Consider the following 14193-nt stretch of genomic DNA (forward strand, 5'->3'; position numbering starts at 1 on the left):
TCTGCGCCGCGTTCATCGCGATCCGGATTTGGCCCCTCGCCCTTGGCGCGGCGCGATCTATCTGGCAAGGTCCGCCACGCAAAAGACGCAAGCTGACGGAGGGGACAGCATGACGGATACTTTGGCCGGACTGATCGGCGCACAAGACAAAAGCGCGCGCGCGATCGGCGCGCCGGGGCGCGATTGGCTCAGCTATGGGGAGTTGGCCGTGCAAGGCACCCAGGTCGCGGCCGCGCTGCATGGTGCGGGCATCGGGCGAGGCGACCGGGTGGCGATCGTGCTGCCCAACGGGCCGGAAATGGCTGTGGCCTTTGTCACTGTCGCGGGGGTGGCGACCACCTGTCCGCTGAACCCCGCCTATCGGCAGGACGAATTTGCCTTTTATCTCGAGGATCTCAAGGCGAGGGCGATCATTCTGGCGGCAGGCGAAACGGGCCCCGCCCATGCCGCCGCGGTGGCCCAGGGTCTGACGGTGATCCGCCTGTCGTTTGATGCGGGCATGCCTGCGGGCAGCTTTACCCTGACCCCGGAAGGCCATGCCGGAACCGCCGACACATCCGCACCGGGCGCCGATGATGTGGCGCTGATCTTGCATACATCCGGCACCACATCGCGGCCCAAGATCGTGCCGCTGCTGCAATCGAACGTTGCGGCCTCGGCGCGCCACATCGGTGCATCGCTGGCGCTGTCGCCGGCTGATCGTTGCCTCAACGTGATGCCCTTGTTCCATATCCACGGGCTGATTGCCGCCATATCCTCCAGCCTTGCCGCCGGTGGTTCGGTCTGGTGCGCACCGGGCTTTGACGCGATGAAATTCTTCGGCTGGATGGAAGACGCACGACCCACATGGTACACGGCCGTGCCGACCATGCACCAGACGATCCTTGCGCGCGCGTCGCGCAATGCCGAGACGATCAAGTCCGTGCCGCTGCGCTTCTTGCGGTCCTCTTCGGCCAGCTTGCCCGGCCCGGTGATGGAACAGCTTGCCGCCACCTTCAACGCCCCCGTGATCGAGGGCTACGGCATGACCGAAGCGGCACACCAGATGGCGTCCAACCCGCTGCCCCCGCGCGCGCAAAAGCCCGGATCGGTCGGCATTGCGGCCGGACCGCTGGTGCGCATCGCCCATGAGATCGAGAACCGTCTGATCGAGGGCGTGGGCGAGATCGTGATCTCGGGCCCCAATGTCACCCCGGGCTACGAAGGCAACCCCGAGGCAAATGCCAAGAATTTCTTCGAAGCCCAAGGGCGGCGCTGGTTCCGCACCGGCGATCAGGGACAATTCGATGATGAGGGTTATCTGTCGCTGACCGGGCGCTTGAAGGAAATCATCAACCGGGGTGGTGAAAAGGTGTCGCCGCTGGAAGTGGATGGCGTGCTGTCGGCCCATCCGGCCGTGGCACAGGTCGTGACCTTTGCCATTCCCCACCCCAAACTGGGCGAAGAGGTGGGCGCGGCCGTCGTGCTCAAGGAAGGCGCGGAGGCGACCGAAGCGCAAATCCGCGACTTTGCAAGCGAGCGGCTTGCGGCCTTCAAGGTGCCGCGCAAGGTGGTCATCCTGACCGAGATCCCGAAAGGGGCGACCGGCAAGTTGCAGCGCATCGGTTTGGCCGAGAAACTGGGGCTGGTTGAACAGGCATGAAGATCTGCATTTTCGGCGCGGGCGCCATTGGCGGCTACATGGGCGCAAAACTTGCCGAAGCCGGGGCCGAGGTCAGCCTTGTGGCGCGCGGCCCGCATCTCAAGGCGATGCAGTCCAATGGCCTGACGCTGATCGAAGACGGCCAGACCCGGACCTACCCGGTCAATGCCTCGGATGATCCGGCGGCCCTTGGGGTGCAAGATTATGTGATCGTCACGCTCAAGGCCCATTCGGTGCCCCCTGTGGTGGGCAAGATGGCGCCGCTGATCGGGCCCGACACCACCATCGTCTCGGGGGTGAACGGCGTGCCCTGGTGGTATTTCCACAAGAATGGCGGACCTCTGGAAGGCACGCGGCTGGCGACGGTCGATCCGGGCGATGCGCAATGGAACGGCTTTGGCCCCGACCGGGTGCTGGGCTGCGTGGTCTACCCGGCGGCCGAGGTCATCGAACCGGGCGTGGTCAAGCATATCGAGGGCAACCGCTTCAGCCTGGGCGAACCCGACGGATCGAAATCGGATCGCGCCATGCGATTGTCAGAGGCCCTGGGCCGGGCGGGTCTCAAGGCGCCGGTGCGTCCGCGCCTGCGTGATGAGATCTGGGTCAAGCTCTGGGGCAATCTGTCGTTCAACCCGATCTCGGCGCTGACCCATGCGACGCTTGATGTGCTGTGCACCGATCCCGGCACCCGTGCGGTGGCGCGCGGCATGATGCTCGAGGCCCAGGAGATCGCGGAAAAGCTTGGGGTCAAGTTTCCCATCGATGTCGATCGCCGGATCGATGGCGGGGCGGCCGTGGGGTCGCATCGCACCTCGATGCTGCAAGATCTCGACGCGGGGCGCCCGATGGAAATCGATGCGCTCTTGGGATCGGTGCAAGAACTTGGCCGCGTGACGGAGACCGCAACACCCACCATCGACACGGTGCTGGCCCTGGTCACGCTGCGCGCGCGCAGCGCGGGGCTGTACGGTCAATGAAAAAACCCGCGCGCGCCGGGCCTTTGCCGGGCGCGCGCCTTTCCGGATCGGGCGCTTGGCCCTATGGAGCGCCTTCGACCACGATGATCACACTGTCGGCGGTGCGCCGCCGGATGTCGGCGACCGCTTGATACTCGGGGTCGTTATAGGCTGTAAGGGCCGCCTCGTAGCTGGGAAACTCGATCACCACGTGGCGCAACAGGCTTTCGCCCTCCATCACCTGCGACTGTCCCCCGCGCACGATGAACCGCCCGCCCAAAGCCTGCAGGATCGGCGTATCTCGCACGACATATTCCTTGTAGGCTTCGGGATCTTTCACGGTGATATGGCCGATGATGTAACCTTTGGGCATGATGGCCCCTCCCCTGGTTGATGTGGCGCGGTCCTTTTGCGGCGCGGCGCGCGCCGACGCAAGGCGGGGGCGGAAAACCCGGGTTTTCCGCACGGGAAAACTCGAGTTTTCCCGTGCGTTTTCGCCAGCGAAAACGCCCCCCCCCCACGCCCCTTCAGGCCTTGCCGTAACCACCGGCCGTGGGGGTGATCACCGTCACCGCCTCGCCCGGTTCCAGCACGGTCTGATCACAGGCACGCAGCACCTCTGTCGTTCCATCCTTGCGCCGCACCTCGGTCCGGCCCACCTGACCGTCCTGGCCGCCAGATAGGCCCCTTGGGGGCGCCGCGCGGTGCGATGACAAGATCGCGCAATCCATCCGCTCCAAAAAGCGCACGCGCCGCTCGGTGCCGTCGCCTGCTGGAAACTGCCCCTGCCCGCCCGAGCCATGGCGCAGCCCGAAATGCTCCAACAGCACTGGAAAGCGCATCTCCAGCACCTCGGGATCGGTCAGGCGCGAATTGGTCATATGCGTATGCACGCCCGATGTGCCCGCAAAACCCCGCCCCGAATTCATCACCCCCGCAGGCGCGCCCGAGCAGATGGTTTCGTAATATTGATAGGTCGCATTGCCAAAGGTCAGGTTGTTCATCGTCCCCTGGCTGTTGGACAGCGTGCCCAGCGCCCCAAAGATCGCGTTGGTGACATGCTGGCTGGTTTCCACATTGCCCGCCACCACAGCACGCGGATAGGCGGGTTTCAGCATCGAGCCTTCAGGGATGATGATCTTGATGGGGCGCAAGCACCCGGCATTCATCGGGATCGGCGCCTCGACCATCACGCGAAAGCAGTACAAGACCGCCGCCCGCGTCACGGGTTCGGGGGCGTTGAAGTTGTTGCCCATCGCAGCACTCGTGCCGGTGAAATCCACCGTCGCTTCGCGCTTGGCCCGATCCACGGTGATCTTGACGCGGATCATCTGGCCGGTATCGGTCGGATAGTCATAGGCGCAATCCGACAGGCGTCCGATCAGGCGCGCGACCTCTTCGGCGGCGTTGTCTTGCACATGGCCCATATAGGCCTGCACCGTGGGCAGGCCGAATTCCGCCACCATTTTGTGCAACTCGGCAGCACCGCGCGCATTGGCGGCGATCTGCGCCTTGAGATCGGCGATGTTCTGGTCGGGATTGCGCGCAGGGTATGGGTGATCGGTCAGCAGATGACGCAGCGCCGCCTCGCGGAACTGCCCCTGTTCGACAGCCAGGAAATTGTCGAACAGCACGCCTTCCTCATCGACCGTGGTGGCAAGCGGAGTCATCGATCCGGGTGCCGTGCCGCCCACATCGGCGTGGTGTCCCCGGCTTGCCACCCAGAACAAGATGGTTTCGTCCGCATTGTCAAAGACCGGCGACACAACGGTGATGTCGGGCAGATGCGTGCCGCCATTGTAGGGCGCGTTCAGTGCAAAGACATCGCCGGGATGGATGCGGCCCGCGTTCAGCCGGATCACGGTTTCCACGCTGCGATCCATCGATCCAAGATGTACGGGCATATGCGGCGCATTCGCCACCAGCGCGCCGGTCGCATCAAAGACCGCACAAGAGAAATCGAGCCGTTCCTTGATGTTGACGGAATGGGCGGTGTTTTGCAGCGCCACGCCCATCTGCTCGGCGATGTTCATGAAGAGATTGTTGAACACCTCAAGCAAGATCGGATCAGCGTTGAGCGTGCCCGCCGCCATGCCGCGTGCGATGGGGGCGTGTCGGCGCATCACGATATCGTCGCGCTGGGTCACTTCAGCGGTCCAGCCCGGTTCGACCACGATGGTCTGATTGTCCTCGATGATCAGCGCAGGGCCCCGGACCCGGTCGCCGGGCGACACCGCCGCGCGCGCGAAAACGGCGGCCTGCACGCATTCGCCCTTGCAAAAGATCGGCACATGACGATCGCTTGCGGCATCGCGCGCCGTGGTGGCAAGGGGCGTCACGGCGACCCTGTCGCGGGCCGCTTCGCGCATCTCGACCTCGACGGCTTCGACGGTGACGGGTTTGTCGGGGCTGACAAAGCCGAACTGCGCCTTGTGGGCCAGTTCGAATTCCGCGCGCGCGGCCTGCGCCACCCCCCCCCAAACCACAGGCAGGGTCGTGTCTGTGCCCGCATAGCGCAGATGCAGCCGCGTCACGGCATGGGCCGCCCCGGGATCGACGCCTTGTTCGGTCAATTCCCCCGCCACCGCCGCGCGCAAGCTGTCGGCGAGCGCGGCGATGGATGCAAGGCTTTGCGCACCCAACGCTTCGACCAAAGCCTGCTGGCGGCTGGCCGCAACCGTCGCCCGCCCGATCCCATAGGCCGACAAGAGCCCCGACAGCGGATGGATCAAGACCGCCTCCATTCCCAAGGCGTCAGCGACCAGACAGGCATGCTGGCCCGCCGCCCCGCCAAAGGCGTTCAGCGCGTATTTCGTCACATCATAGCCGCGCTGCACGCTGATCTTCTTGATCGCATTGGCCATGTTCTCGATGGCGATGGTCAAGAACCCCTCGGCCACCGCCTCGGGGGATTTGCCCTCCGCCGCAGCGATATCGGCAAACCGCGCGCGCACCACATCGGCATCCAGCGCCGCATCCTGACCGGGGCCGAACACGCGGGGGAAAAATTCGGGGCGCAGCTTGCCCAGCATTACATTCGCGTCTGTCACCGTCAGCGGCCCGCCGCGCCGGTAGCACGCAGGCCCCGGATTGGCACCCGCTGAATCGGGCCCCACACGGAACCGCCCCGGTTCGGCATGCAAGATCGACCCGCCACCCGCCGCCACCGTGTTGATCCGCATCATCGGCGCACGGATGCGCACGCCCGCCACCTCGGTGTCAAAGGCGCGCTCATAGGCGCCGGCAAAATGCGCCACATCGGTCGACGTTCCACCCATGTCAAAGCCGATGACGCGCTCGAACCCGGCATCCGCGGCCGTTTCCACCATGCCGACGACACCCCCCGCAGGGCCGGACAAGATCGCATCCTTGCCCTGAAAGCGTTCGGCCGCCGTCATGCCACCCGAGGACATCATGAATTGCAACGTCGGTCCCGGCGCGCCCGCTGGCGTTGCACCCAGCGCATCGGCCACACGTGCCACGTAGCGGCGCAGGATCGGGGACAAATAGGCATCGACCACCGTGGTGTCGCCGCGCCCGACCAGCTTGACCAGCGGGCTGACCTCATGGCTGACCGAGACCTGTCCAAAGCCCATCGCGCGGACCAGATCGGCCAGCGCGGCCTCATGGGCAGGGTTCTTCCACGCATGCATCAAGACGATGGCGACGGCCTCGATCCCTTGGGCCTTGGCCTCGGCCAAAGGGGCGCCAAGGGGCGCGGCATCAAGCGCCACTTCGACCGCCCCATCCGCGCGCAGGCGTTCGTCGACCTCGATCACCTGCTCGTAAAGCTGTTCGGGCAGGATGATGTCCTTGGCAAAGATGTCGGGCCGCGCCTGATAGGCGATGCGCAGCGCGTCGCGAAAGCCGCGCGTGATCAAGAGCAGCGTGCGATCCCCCTTGCGCTCGAGCAGCGCATTGGTGGCCACCGTGGTGCCCATCTTGACCGTGCCGATACGAGACGGGTCGATCGTGCCGTCAAGCAGGCGCCGAATGCCTTCGATCGCGGCATCATCATAGGCTTCGGGATTTTCCGACAGAAGCTTTAATGCACAAAGCACCCCATCGGGCGCGCGCCCCACGACATCGGTGAATGTGCCACCCCGGTCGATCCAGAAATCCAAAACCCCGGCTGCGGTCACTTGTGGCATGTCGGCCTCCCATCGGGTGGCGCTTGCCCCCGGCTTCGATGACAATTCGTTGACAAATTGTCATCGAAGCGTCAAGCATCCTGTGCATTCGCCCCCCGGAAAGGGCCGTTTCCATGGCTGAAGGCCAATCAAATGCGCCGCGTGTCGGGCCTGTCGTTTCCTCGGCGCATCTGGCCGACAGCGCCTTGCCCGCCCTGTCCGAGGTGGAATTTGCCCTGACCATGATGGGGCATGCCTATCAGCGCTGGATCACGCGCTGCATGGCGGCCGCCGGCGGGCCGGTGATGGCGCCGCTGGAGGTGCTGATCTTGCATCTGGTTCATCATCGCGGACGGCCCAAGACCTTGGCCGAGGTCTGTTTGATCCTCAACATCGAAGACACCCATCTGGCCAATTACGCGATCCGCAAGCTGACGCAGGCCGGGTTGGTCAAGCCGGGCCGCATGGGCAAGGAAAAAAGCATCGAAATCACGCCCGACGGCGCGGCGCTTTGCGGGCGCTACAAACAGGTGCGCGAGGCGTTGTTGATCGGCACGGCCAGACAGCTGGGTCATGATCCCGATGATATCAGCCGCCTTGCGGCGCTTTTGCGCGCTCTTTCCGGCAGCTATGATCAGGCCGCCCGCGCCGCAGCCGCGCTATAGGCCATCACCGCCCAAGGCCGCGACTGCGCGGGTGCGATCGCATCTGCAATCATGCTCATGGATCGGGCAAGGCGGAAATCCATGCCACCATCCTTGAAGCAATCGGGGCGGTCATGGCCGGGCTGAGGATATCGCCCGCAATGACATGGGCAAAAGGATCGGCCCCGCTGCGCGGCATGGTTTGCGGCGCCAGCGTCACCGCGCCGCCCCAGCGGGCCGCCAGCGCGCGCGTCGCCTGTGCAGACACCACCTGATCGGCGTCGGAAAACACAAACAGCGCCGCAACATCGGTCGCAGTGGGATCGCGGTCTGTCACATGGCGCATCAGGGTGCCAAGCGTGACGGTCGCCACCGTCGGATACTGCGTGGTCCAATGCGCCGCTTGCCCCGCATTGATCGGGTCAAAGCGACGCTCTGCGCCCGCCACAAGCGGCACCCAATGCCGTGCAAGGGGCCATTGCAACAGCGCGCCCAAAGGGTCGGCGAGCGCGAAATTGGGCGAGACGAACACGATCCCCGCCAGATCCGCCGCCATCGCGGGATCGAGCGCGGCATAGGCCGCAAGCGTTCCGCCGGTCGACGTGCCGATGATCACCACCCGATCGCCGATTGCGCGCGCGATGTCCAGAAACAGTGCCGTATCGGCCACCCAGTCGCCCGCGCGCGGCTCGGCCATGGCGGCCCCGTCGCGGCCATGGCCGGACAGGCGGGCAAACACCAGATTGGCCCCCAGCGCGGCGGCGACATAATCGGGGACAGGGCGGATTTCCTCGGGTCCGGCAGAAAATCCGTGCAGATACAGGACCACCAGATCGCTGCGCTGGCCCGCCGCGCCGGCCCAGACGATCCGCGCCTCCGCACCGGGGCGCAGATCATCCACCGCCCCTTCGCGCGCCGCCAGAAAGGCCACCGGATCATCGAAACCCGGCACCTCGGGCACGCGCAGGGGCTCGCGGCCAAACAGCCACAGCCCCCCTATCAGGGCAACCAATGCCACCACCCCTACCGCCAGTTTACGCATCGCCCGAAACCTCCGCCACCGCGCGGGCGATGGTAGCCAGACAGCGCGCATCGGAAAAGCGGTGATCGGCCCCCTTGACCAGTTCCAGCCCGATATCGGCACCCGACAGATGGTCCAAAAGCCGCAAGGCCACCGCCATCGGCACATCGGCATCCGCCGTCCCTTGCAACAGCCGCACCGGCACATCCAGCCGCAAGGGCGTGCGCAAGACCAGATGATCGCGCCCGTCCAAGATCATGTGCCGCGTGATGATCATGGGATCGCCATAGTCCGACGGCAGCGCCACCTGCCCCACCGTCAGACAGGCCTGTCGCTGATCCTCGGACCAGTTGGCCCACATCTGCTCGGTGAAATCGGGCGCGGCGGCGATGGTGACCAGACCCGCCAGCCGCCCGGGCATCCGGCGCGCCAGAAGCAGGCTGATCCACCCGCCCATGGATGAGCCGACCAGGATCTGTGGCCCATCCGTCAAGCCCGTGATCGCGGCGGCCGCGTCCTCGGCCCAATCGCCGATGCAGCCATCGCTGAAGGCGCCGCTGCTTTGCCCATGCCCCGAATAGTCGAAACGCAGAAAGGCCCGCCCCGCGGCACGCGCCCAATCCTCCAGATACAGCGCCTTTGTCCCGCTCATGTCCGAGCGCAAGCCCCCCAGAAACACCACCCCCGGCCCCCGGCCCGACAGCCGATGATAGGCCAGCCTGCGCCCCGCGGCGGTCTCGAGATACTGCACCATGCCCATGCCTCCGTTTTGCCAAATCCTGCGCCAGCGCCCCGCGAGGGACAATCCCCCTTCGGCATCCCGAGGGGGCGTTGACTTGGCGTCATCATCCGGCCACAAAGCCACCCGCAACATACCCGCAACCGGGCGTTCCGTGGGCGCCAAACCGACGAGGAGGCCATAGATGGCCCAGATCACCCTGACCCTTCCCGATGGCAATGCACGCAGCTTTCCCGCTGGCGTGACGGCCGCCGATGTGGCCGCCGATATTTCGCCCAGCCTTGCCAAGCGCGCAATCAGCGCCACGGTGAACGGCGCGCATTGGGATCTGCAATGGCCGATTGCAACCGATGGCACACTGGCCATTCACACGATCAAGGATGACGCGCAGGCGTTGGAACTGATCCGCCATGATCTTGCCCATATCATGGCCCGCGCGGTGCAGGAAATCTGGCCCGATGTGCGCGTCACCATCGGCCCGGTCATCGAGCATGGCTGGTATTACGATTTCGACCGCCGCGATCCCTTTACCCCCGAGGATCTGGGCCAGATCGAGGCCAAGATGCGCGAGATCATCAACCGCCGCGATCCGGTCACGACCGAAATCTGGGAGCGCGAGCGCGCGATCAGGTACTATGAGGCCAGCAACGAACCCTACAAGGTCGAACTGGTCGGCATGATCCCCGAAGGCCAGCCGATCCGCATGTATTGGCATGGCCACTGGCAGGATATGTGCCGTGGCCCGCATCTGCAACACACCGGTCAGGTGCCCGCCGATGCCTTCAAGCTGATGAGCGTGGCGGGTGCCTATTGGCGCGGCGATTCAACCCGCCCGATGCTGCAACGCATCTATGGCGTGGCCTTTCAGAACCGCGATGACCTCAAGGCACATCTGACCTTTCTGGAAGAGGCCGAAAAGCGTGATCATCGCCGCCTTGGCCGCGAGATGACCCTGTTCCACATGCAAGAGGAAGCCCGCGGTCAGGTGTTCTGGCACCCGAATGGCTGGACGATCTACACCACGCTGCAAGATTACATGCGCCGCCAGCAAAAGCGCGGTGGCTATGTCGAGGTGAACACCCCACAGGTGGTGGACCGCAAACTGTGGGAAGCCTCGGGGCATTGGGAGAAATATCAGGAAAACATGTTCCTCGTCGAAGTCGACGAAGATCACGCGCGCGAAAAGGCGATCAATGCGCTCAAGCCCATGAACTGCCCTTGCCATGTGCAGATTTTCAATGTGGGCCTGAAATCCTATCGCGATCTGCCGTTGCGAATGGCGGAATTCGGATCATGCAACCGCTACGAGCCGTCAGGGTCGCTGCATGGCATCATGCGCGTGCGCGGCTTCACGCAAGATGACGCGCATATCTTTTGCACCGAGGACCAGATCGAGACCGAGACCGCCCGCTTCATCAACTTCTTGTCCAACATCTACCGCGATCTGGGCTTTCCCAAGTTCGAAGTGCTGTTTTCCACCCGCCCCGAACAACGCGCAGGCAGCGACGCGGTCTGGGACAAGGCCGAGGCGGCATTGCTGGCCGCCACCCGGGCCGCAGGCATCGAGCCGGTCCTCAACCCCGGCGAGGGTGCTTTCTACGGCCCCAAGCTGGAATTCACCCTGACCGATGCCATCGGGCGCAAATGGCAATGCGGCACCCATCAGGTGGATTTCGTTCTGCCCGAGCGGTTGGACGCCAATTACATCGGCGCAGACGGTGAAAAACATCGCCCCGTGATGCTGCACCGCGCCTGTCTGGGATCGTTCGAACGCTTCATCGGCATCTTGATCGAAGAACATGCGGGCCGCCTGCCCTTTTGGCTGGCGCCGCGCCAGGTCGTCGTGGCCTCCATCGTGTCCGAGGCCGATGATGTCGTGCATCAGGCCGTGGCCCAGCTTCGGGCGGCTGGCGTGCGCGCCGAGGCTGACATCCGCAACGAAAAGATCAACTACAAGATCCGCGAACATTCGGTGGGCAAGGTGCCCGTGATCCTTGCCATCGGTCGCAACGAGGTCGAGGCAGGCACGGTGACCATCCGCCGTCTGGGCGACACCCGGACCGAGCTGCGCCCCTTGGCCGAGGTGGTGGCCGACCTCGGTGCCGAGGCCGTTGCACCCGATCTGCGCTAAGGCCGGGATCACGAACCGGATGAAACCCGTCCCCCCAGCCATTGCCGGGGGCGGGTCACGAATGGCGTGGCTGTAACAATTCCCCCGGCAATCGCCAAGCCCGCCGGACAGGCCGCCGCGCGGGCGCGCCCCACCCCACACCGCCAAAACCATTGAAAAATAATATATATTTCGCCTGCACCGGGCCAGACCACCGGCGCGCGGCCTTCACGGCCGCGTGCTTGACGGCGTCGTGATTGGCCGGTGATCGGCCCTCTGAGGCAGGTTCAGGTCATCCGCCCGAACGGGCCGGATTGATCCATAACGATTGCAAAACCCAACACCGGGAGTTTTACTGACCATGACCATCCACACCAGATACCTCGCCCTTTTCGGTGCTGCCGCCGCCGCCCTGACCGCGCATGGCACGACCGAAGCCCAGGCGCAGGCGACAGAAAAATGCTACGGCGTGTCGCTTGCCGGCGAGAATGACTGCGCCGCTGGCCCCGGCACGACCTGCGCCGGTTCCTCGAGCGTCGATTATCAGGGCAATGCCTGGAGCTTGGTTCCCGCTGGCACCTGTGCCGATATCGAACTGCCCGAAGGGCGCATGGGTTCGCTCGAAGCGCTTGATCGCGATCTGCCCGCGTAAGCCTTGCCCCCGGCCCTTGCGCCGGGGCGCAACCGCTTGATCCCGCGGCATCCCCGCCGCGGGATCTTTCCACGCATGACCCAAGGCCCGACCATGCTCGACACGTCCGCCCCCAACCTCCTGCCCACTGCTGCCGGCATCGGCTTCAAGGCGCGGCATTTCTGCGGCCTGATGGAAGCCCCGGGGGCTGTCGCCTGGCTCGAGATCCACGCCGAGAACTACATGGGCGCGGGCGGCAGGCCCTTGGCGCAACTGCGCGCGCTGGCTGAGCGCTTTCCCATCTCGGTTCATGGCGTGGGCCTGTCGATCGGAGGCGAGCGCGCGCTTGATGCCGAACATCTCGGGCGCCTGCGCCACCTGTGCGACTGGCTGAACCCCGCCAGCTTTTCCGAACATCTGGCATGGTCGACCCATGACATGGGGTTCCTGAACGACCTGTTGCCGCTGCCCTACACGCAAGCGACGCTTGCCCGCGTCTGCGCCCATATCGACCATGTGCAAGAGGTGCTTGGCCGCCGGATGCTGCTGGAAAACCCCTCGACCTATCTGGCCTTTGCAGGCTCCGAAATGGCCGAGGTCGATTTTCTGTCCGAGATCGCGCGGCGCACCGGCTGCGGGCTATTGCTCGACGTCAACAACGTCTTTGTTTCGGCCACCAATCAGGGCTGGGATGCGCGCGCCTATATCGATGCCTTCCCGCTCGCTGCCGTGGGTGAGATCCATCTGGGCGGGCATGACGAGGATGCCGATGATCAGGGTCGCCCGCTTTTGATCGACAGCCATGGCCGCGCGGTCGTGGACCCGGTCTGGGCACTTTATGCCCATACCATCGCCCGCGGCGGCCCACGCCCGACACTGATCGAATGGGACAACGACGTGCCGCCCTTGCCCGAACTGATGCAAGAGGCGACCCGCGCCAATACGATCCTGACCATGGTGGATGTGGCGCAATGACCAGCCAGACCGCCTTTACCGCCGCGCTGCTTGACCCCGCGACGCCCGCGCCTGCGGGGCTGACAAACCCTTTTGGTGGGCCTGCTGGCAAACGCTTTGACGTCTATCGCAATACGGTGGCTGTCTCATTGACCGAAGCCTTGGAAACCGGCTTTCCCACCGTGCGCAAGCTGGTGGGCGACGCTTTTTTCAGGGCGATGGCGGGCATTTTTCTGCGGGCCAACCCGCCCAGCGATCCGCGCCTTGCGCTCTATGGCACGCATTTTCCGGGCTTTCTGGCACGCTTTGAGCCCGCGCTTCACCTGCGCTACCTGCCCGATGTGGCGCGCCTTGACCTTGGGATGCGCCAATCCTACCACGCCGCCGATGCAGCCCCCTTTGACACCTCGGGGTTGGAGCCTGCCGCCGTTTTGTCGCTGAAGCCGCGCCTTGCGCCCGCGACGCTGGTTTTGTCCTCGCGCCACCCGGTCTTTGCGATCTGGCGCTGCAACACCGAAACCGACGCGCCCAAACCAGACGCCGTGCCGCAAGATGTGATGATCGCGCGCAAGGGTTTTGACCCGGTGCCGCATCTGTTGCCGCAAGGCGGCCTGACGCTCGCCCGCGCGCTCAAGGGGCGACTGACGCTGGCCGAGGCGATGACCCGCACGCTGGCCGATCATCCAACCGCCGATATCGCGGCGCTTGTATCCTTGATGTTCACCTCGGGTGCCTTGACGCGCGACACCTGACGCCTCTGAAAGGACCCTGATGATGAACCTTTTGATCACCCTCCATGACCGCATCTTCGGGGCGCTTGAAACCCATCTGGCCCCCGCCCTTCTGCCCGGCTTGGCCCGGCTTTTGTTCGTGGGCGTGCTCTTCATGTACTATTGGAATGCAGGGCTGACCAAAACGGGCGAGGGGGTGATGGGCCTCTTTCAACTGTCATCGGGGGCCTACATCCAGATCCTGCCCCGCGCGGTCGAGGCCGTGGGCTATGACCCCTCTGCCTTGGGCACGCTGGCCCGCGCCGTGGTGTTGTTTGGCACATGGGCAGAGTTCGTGCTGCCGATCCTTTTGGCTGTGGGTCTGTTCACCCGGCTTGCAGCACTCGGCATGATCGGCTTTGTCCTGGTGCAAACATGGGTCGATGTGATGGGCCATGGCGCGGTTCTGGGCACATGGTTCGACCGCCACGCCGATGGGTTGATCGACACCCGCGCGCTCTGGATTTTTCCGCTTATCCTGTTGATGCTGCGCGGGGGCGGGCCGATCTCGGCCGATGCGGCGCTGGGCCGGTGGTATCAGCCAGGCAGCGCCGCTTTGGTCGCGGCATCCCGGCCCAGGTAAAGCTGATCCCCTG

12 protein-coding genes are annotated in these 14193 nt (G+C 64.8%); 8 read left to right on the top strand and 4 right to left on the bottom strand.

Annotation, left to right across the window (positions count from 1 at the left end):
- The first annotated feature begins 109 nt into the window (after positions 1–109).
- Positions 110–1642, top strand: a complete 1533-nt coding sequence (locus tag Q0094_RS06195) for an acyl--CoA ligase (RefSeq protein WP_297616442.1) — start codon at positions 110–112, stop codon at positions 1640–1642.
- Positions 1639–2619 (top strand): 2-dehydropantoate 2-reductase, encoded by a 981-nt coding sequence (locus tag Q0094_RS06200; protein WP_297616445.1) that lies wholly within the window; start codon positions 1639–1641, stop codon positions 2617–2619. Before Q0094_RS06195 ends, Q0094_RS06200 begins: the two co-directional genes overlap by 4 nt.
- A gap of 61 nt (positions 2620–2680) precedes the next feature.
- Here Q0094_RS06200 and Q0094_RS06205 read toward each other — a convergent pair whose 3' ends face one another.
- Both Q0094_RS06205 and Q0094_RS06210 read right to left on the bottom strand, forming a co-directional pair.
- Positions 2681–2971: a DUF1330 domain-containing protein gene (locus Q0094_RS06205; protein WP_297616448.1), complete on the bottom strand. Its 291-nt coding sequence runs from the start codon at positions 2969–2971 to the stop codon at positions 2681–2683.
- A 154-nt stretch (positions 2972–3125) separates the two neighbouring features.
- A complete protein-coding gene (locus tag Q0094_RS06210) occupies positions 3126–6749 on the bottom strand; it encodes a hydantoinase B/oxoprolinase family protein (protein ID WP_297616451.1) in 3624 nt (1207 codons plus the stop codon).
- Positions 6750–6862: 113 nt separating this feature from the next.
- Between Q0094_RS06210 and Q0094_RS06215 the strand changes: the two genes are divergently transcribed.
- On the top strand, positions 6863–7393 hold the full coding sequence (locus Q0094_RS06215; protein ID WP_297616454.1) for a winged helix DNA-binding protein: 531 nt from the start codon (positions 6863–6865) through the stop codon (positions 7391–7393).
- A 55-nt stretch (positions 7394–7448) separates the two neighbouring features.
- Here Q0094_RS06215 and Q0094_RS06220 read toward each other — a convergent pair whose 3' ends face one another.
- Together Q0094_RS06220 and Q0094_RS06225 are read right to left on the bottom strand one after the other, a co-directional pair.
- Complete coding sequence (locus Q0094_RS06220; RefSeq protein WP_297616457.1) at positions 7449–8414, bottom strand: alpha/beta fold hydrolase; 966 nt, start codon at positions 8412–8414, stop codon at positions 7449–7451.
- The gene (locus Q0094_RS06225; protein ID WP_297616555.1) at positions 8407–9147 is read right to left on the bottom strand and encodes an alpha/beta hydrolase; all 741 of its coding nucleotides are present in this window, start codon (positions 9145–9147) and stop codon (positions 8407–8409) included. The genes Q0094_RS06220 and Q0094_RS06225 overlap by 8 nt, the downstream gene beginning before the upstream one ends.
- A gap of 169 nt (positions 9148–9316) precedes the next feature.
- Here Q0094_RS06225 and thrS point away from each other — a divergent pair, with 169 nt between their 5' ends.
- From thrS to Q0094_RS06250, 5 genes are all read left to right on the top strand, one after another.
- Positions 9317–11263, top strand: coding sequence for a threonine--tRNA ligase (gene thrS / locus Q0094_RS06230; protein WP_297616460.1), 1947 nt, complete (start codon positions 9317–9319; stop codon positions 11261–11263).
- A 340-nt stretch (positions 11264–11603) separates the two neighbouring features.
- Entirely contained in the window at positions 11604–11894 is a 291-nt protein-coding gene (locus Q0094_RS06235; protein ID WP_297616462.1) for a DUF2282 domain-containing protein, read from the top strand.
- Between the two features lie 93 nt (positions 11895–11987).
- A complete protein-coding gene (locus tag Q0094_RS06240; RefSeq protein WP_297616466.1) occupies positions 11988–12848 on the top strand; it encodes a DUF692 domain-containing protein in 861 nt (286 codons plus the stop codon).
- A complete protein-coding gene (locus Q0094_RS06245; protein ID WP_297616470.1) occupies positions 12845–13579 on the top strand; it encodes a DNA-binding domain-containing protein in 735 nt (244 codons plus the stop codon). The genes Q0094_RS06240 and Q0094_RS06245 overlap by 4 nt, the downstream gene beginning before the upstream one ends.
- Before the next feature lie 22 nt (positions 13580–13601).
- Entirely contained in the window at positions 13602–14180 is a 579-nt protein-coding gene (locus Q0094_RS06250) for a DoxX family membrane protein (RefSeq protein ID WP_297616473.1), read from the top strand.
- The last annotated feature ends 13 nt before the right edge of the window (positions 14181–14193 follow it).

The organism is uncultured Roseicyclus sp. (assembly GCF_937892565.1).
Classification (GTDB): Bacteria; Pseudomonadota; Alphaproteobacteria; order Rhodobacterales; family Rhodobacteraceae; genus Roseicyclus.

Bases quoted from the DNA above. Each gene is read 5' to 3' on its own strand.
- Q0094_RS06205 (WP_297616448.1), bottom strand. From the start codon at position 2,971: ATGCCCAAAGGTTACATCATCGGCCATATCACCGTGAAAGATCCCGAA.
- Q0094_RS06235 (WP_297616462.1), top strand. From the start codon at position 11,604: ATGACCATCCACACCAGATACCTCGCCCTTTTCGGTGCTGCCGCCGCC.
- Q0094_RS06210 (WP_297616451.1), bottom strand. From the start codon at position 6,749: ATGCCACAAGTGACCGCAGCCGGGGTTTTGGATTTCTGGATCGACCGG.
- Q0094_RS06225 (WP_297616555.1), bottom strand. From the start codon at position 9,147: ATGGTGCAGTATCTCGAGACCGCCGCGGGGCGCAGGCTGGCCTATCAT.
- Q0094_RS06215 (WP_297616454.1), top strand. From the start codon at position 6,863: ATGGCTGAAGGCCAATCAAATGCGCCGCGTGTCGGGCCTGTCGTTTCC.
- Q0094_RS06240 (WP_297616466.1), top strand. From the start codon at position 11,988: ATGCTCGACACGTCCGCCCCCAACCTCCTGCCCACTGCTGCCGGCATC.
- Q0094_RS06195 (WP_297616442.1), top strand. From the start codon at position 110: ATGACGGATACTTTGGCCGGACTGATCGGCGCACAAGACAAAAGCGCG.
- Q0094_RS06200 (WP_297616445.1), top strand. From the start codon at position 1,639: ATGAAGATCTGCATTTTCGGCGCGGGCGCCATTGGCGGCTACATGGGC.
- Q0094_RS06220 (WP_297616457.1), bottom strand. From the start codon at position 8,414: ATGCGTAAACTGGCGGTAGGGGTGGTGGCATTGGTTGCCCTGATAGGG.
- Q0094_RS06245 (WP_297616470.1), top strand. From the start codon at position 12,845: ATGACCAGCCAGACCGCCTTTACCGCCGCGCTGCTTGACCCCGCGACG.
- thrS (WP_297616460.1), top strand. From the start codon at position 9,317: ATGGCCCAGATCACCCTGACCCTTCCCGATGGCAATGCACGCAGCTTT.
- Q0094_RS06250 (WP_297616473.1), top strand. From the start codon at position 13,602: ATGAACCTTTTGATCACCCTCCATGACCGCATCTTCGGGGCGCTTGAA.